The sequence below is a fragment of the Pseudomonas putida genome, assembly GCF_028682635.1.
In the GTDB taxonomy this organism is placed as follows: domain Bacteria; phylum Pseudomonadota; class Gammaproteobacteria; order Pseudomonadales; family Pseudomonadaceae; genus Aquipseudomonas; species Aquipseudomonas putida_AE.
Map to the genome: position 1 here is coordinate 1 of NZ_JANHLK010000061.1, position 3,453 is coordinate 3,453.

The 3,453-nt window shown below is 61.3% G+C and carries 2 protein-coding genes and 2 pseudogenes; all 4 read right to left on the minus strand.

The annotated features are described in order from the left end of the window. Window positions 1-1,259, minus strand: a pseudogene (locus tag NPS56_RS30800) (ImcF-related family protein); the annotation flags it as partial. Continuing rightward, window positions 1,246-2,418 carry a hypothetical protein gene (locus tag NPS56_RS30805; protein ID WP_274078146.1) on the minus strand — a complete coding sequence of 391 codons (1,173 nt, stop codon included), beginning with the start codon at window positions 2,416-2,418 and terminating at the stop codon, window positions 1,246-1,248. The pseudogene NPS56_RS30800 and the gene NPS56_RS30805, both read right to left, overlap by 14 nt. Window positions 2,419-2,533: 115 nt before the next feature. Next, window positions 2,534-3,106 (minus strand): DUF3304 domain-containing protein, encoded by a 573-nt coding sequence (locus tag NPS56_RS30810; protein WP_274078147.1) that lies wholly within the window; start codon window positions 3,104-3,106, stop codon window positions 2,534-2,536. Further along, window positions 3,093-3,453 (minus strand): annotated as a pseudogene (locus tag NPS56_RS30815) (T6SS phospholipase effector Tle1-like catalytic domain-containing protein); the annotation flags it as partial. The gene NPS56_RS30810 and the pseudogene NPS56_RS30815, both read right to left, overlap by 14 nt.

Below are 3,453 nucleotides of genomic sequence, written 5' to 3' on the forward strand. Positions count from 1 at the left end.
ACGCGGTATTCCAGGCGATCGAGTTCGCGGGTCAGGTCATTCAGGGCGAGGAATTGTTCGTCACTGGTTGATGATTGTTGCAGGGTCGCCAGCGACGTCTGCACCTGGGCGATGTGCACGCGATTGCTGACGAAGGACAGCAACATGCCGGCGCTCCAGGCCAGTGCCAGGGCGAGCATCAGGGCCTGCGCGATACGGGTCGCAGGCCAACCGAGGCGACGGACGCGCGCCTTTGTATCGCCGAGCACGCCCTGCCACACTGGCGCTATCGACCAGAAATTACCGCGGTTATGGGTATCCGCCGGTGCCGATGGTAACGGCAGGCTGAACCACAACCCGCGCAACGGCACGCTCCGGGCCAACTCGCCGAGCAATGGCGCCAGCGCCTGCCGCCAGCGGGGAATGCCCTCGACCTGCAGATCGCGGGACAGGCGCAGCAAAAAGTCATGCTGCATCTGCCCACGCATCTGCTCCAGGCCCTCCTGGCGCAAAGGCTCGAGCAATTGCTCCAGGCGACTCTCCAACTCGACGACAGTGAAGCCGGCGGGCAACGCGCAACCCACCGGCTGCATCGGGCGCCCGTGCTGAAGCCAGCCACTGTCGCAGACCTGCCACAGGTGCAGCGGCAACTGCCAATGCAGCGCCCGCGCCAGATCGCACAGGCGCCGCACGTTTTCGCCGAGCGCTGCGGCGTCGGTGGTCTGCGCCTTGTTCAAGGCCCAGACCACGCCATCGAAGGAACGCCAGCGGCTCAAACGCTGCCATTGGCTGAACAGCATTGGCGCCTGCACGCTACCGCCGAAAAGAAGCACGGTGTCCTGTGCATGCAGGAAGTACCGGGTGGTCAGGCCGGGGACGATGGCTTCGATCTGTTCAGGTTCGCCGACGACCAGGAGCACGCGCACCTTGAGGCGCCAGAAGGGGCCGTAGTGCTTGCGCAAATCTGCGAGTGCATTGGCGCACTCGTCTGACGGAGGTGCCTTGGTGTTCGGCAAGGGCAGTAGAGGCTGAGTGCCCATCACCAGCTTGTGAATTCCTTTCTTCAGGATCAACCAGATCGAACCTGCCAGGCTGAACAGCAGAGCCCAACACATCAGTCCTTTGAGCAGCAGATCCACCCACATGGCTTGGCTCACAGGACCACGCCCAGTCCACAACCACCAGACCACACCACCCACCGTGACCACTACGGCCACGACCAGCGCCAGCAACAGCGCCGTCGGCCAGGACGATATTTTTGGAGCTTCAGCTCTCTGCATGATCGGACTCCACAATGCCCAGGGCCAGGGTGTGTTGAGGGTCATTCGCCAACCAGGCACAAGGCACGCTATGTTGCTCGGCATACCAGGCAGCCAGGGTCTGCACGACCATGGCCTCCAGGTTCTGCAGCGCACCAAAGTTGGCGTCTTGCAGGTGTTGGCGGGTGTTCCAATCCATGACAGACAGCGGCGGCATGTCGGGTTGAGAGAACGACACGCATACCGGGGCGGAAGACTTCAGCTCGCTCTGTTGCGACGCCCGCTCGGCTACCGACGCCAGGCTCTCGGCATCCGCCGCGAACCACTCCCCGCGAGACAAGCGCACCCGACCTCGCGGGCCGAGCAACCACAACACGGCTGCCTCGCCCGCGGGCATGTGACTCTGTGTATCGGGCGGCGAAGAGTGGCAACCGGCACAAAGAATGCGGATATCCCAGGGTGCCCCATGCAGCCGATCAATGATCGCGTCAAGACTCTGCATGCCTTGCCAGGGCTCGGGTTGTTCGGGCAACTGGATTTGCGGACAGCACTGCCTCATCTGCTCGACAAACGCTTGCCAGGCGTCCAGTGAACCTTGCCAGTAACAACACACTGGCTGCACCACCTCGGGTTCCGTACGCTGCTCGACCCACTGCAGGGCCAGCAACGCTGCCAGTTGTCGTTCGCGCTCGGCGACATCGCGTCCAAGTACCTGGAGCAGTCGAATCGCCGGGCCCTCGGGCGTCGTCTCTGGTACTGGGGGTTGATGCTCAGGACTGAACAGGCTTTGTCGATGTTCGGGCGAACTGCAGGCGGCGCCCAATAGCACCGATTCGATCAACCCGACTTTCTGGCGATGGTGGATCCACCAGGTGTGCTGAACCCGCGTGGCTGCATTGGCATGGTATCGCGCGACATGCCAGTTCAAACGGTAGTACAACACGCGCAACAGCAGTGCCAGCAGCCACAGCACTGCCACGCCAATCATCACACCCCAGACGGTGAAAACGTCCAGCAATAATCGCAAAAGACTCCAGTCACTACTTCCATGCTCGACCGACTCCAACAGATCGGCGCCAACAAACACCAAACCCAACAGTGCTGCGCCGTTAACCAGCCATCGCTTGTAGTTGGCGCGTTGCGCCTGGGGATAGGGGGCATACTCGGGAGCCACTTTCATGAGGCCACCCACGTGTCGGCGCACTGGAACTGACGCAGCAGCGGCGATCCTTGTTTAGTGCAGTGTTCTCTTGACTGGTTGGCTGCAGTGCAGCCCTTTAGCCCTTCGGCGTATTTCACTTCGGACATGACTGTGGCTCCGGTAAATGCAACGGGGTCTTGATCGGGTATTCAGGGCTGCCGTAGGCGTAGCAGGAGGTGGTGACTTGCAGTTCTTCGCAGGGCAGGAAGTGCACGGTGAGGCCGCAGACTTTTTGGCCGGTGTAGTCAGGGATTGGGACGACTTTGCTGTGTTGGCGTTTTTGAGCATTCACCTTTTTTTTCCAAGCCAAATATTTGGGCCTATTGGCAAAGCCAGGAAAGTCATCCGAGTAAGCCACGCCAGTTTCCCAATCGATACGCACCGTGGTACCCGGCTGCCAACGTGCCGGCGCGATATAGCAACAACCGCCCCCGCCTCCCTGATAAGGCCCGATGATGTCGATGCCCGAACGGCCATCGACACTGAAATGGTTGATTGCCCAGTGAGTGTGATTGATGGCTTCAAGAGTGCTGGCCTGGGCGTCTTGAACAAGCAGGCTGCCAACCAGAATGCCGACGACAACGGCCCGTTCGCGCCAAGGGCTGGCTTTGAGCTCGGGCCTGCGGTCCTGCGCTACGCGTCGAAAAACAGGTTCAGGCCGATGCATTTTTCACCTCACCAGCCTGGGCATAAAACGCTTCCCACAGCGCATCAATGTCTTGCATGGCCTTGGCCAGCTGTTCGGCGTCCAGCACCACAGGTTGCGCGGCGCCGGCAGGCCGGGCATTCGGGTTGGTGCGCGCCAGCATTTCACCGTTCTCGCCATACAGCGCCAGGTCGCGACGGCCGGCCTCGCCGAAAAACACCATGCGTTCGCCGAAGTAGCTGCCGAACCACTCACGTCCCCGTGTGTACAAGAACCAGGCGCGTGAGTCGTGGACCTGATCGTCGAACAGTGCGCGCAATAGCCCTTCAGGTTGCGTGGCGTTGCGGCTTTCGTCGACATTGCCGCGC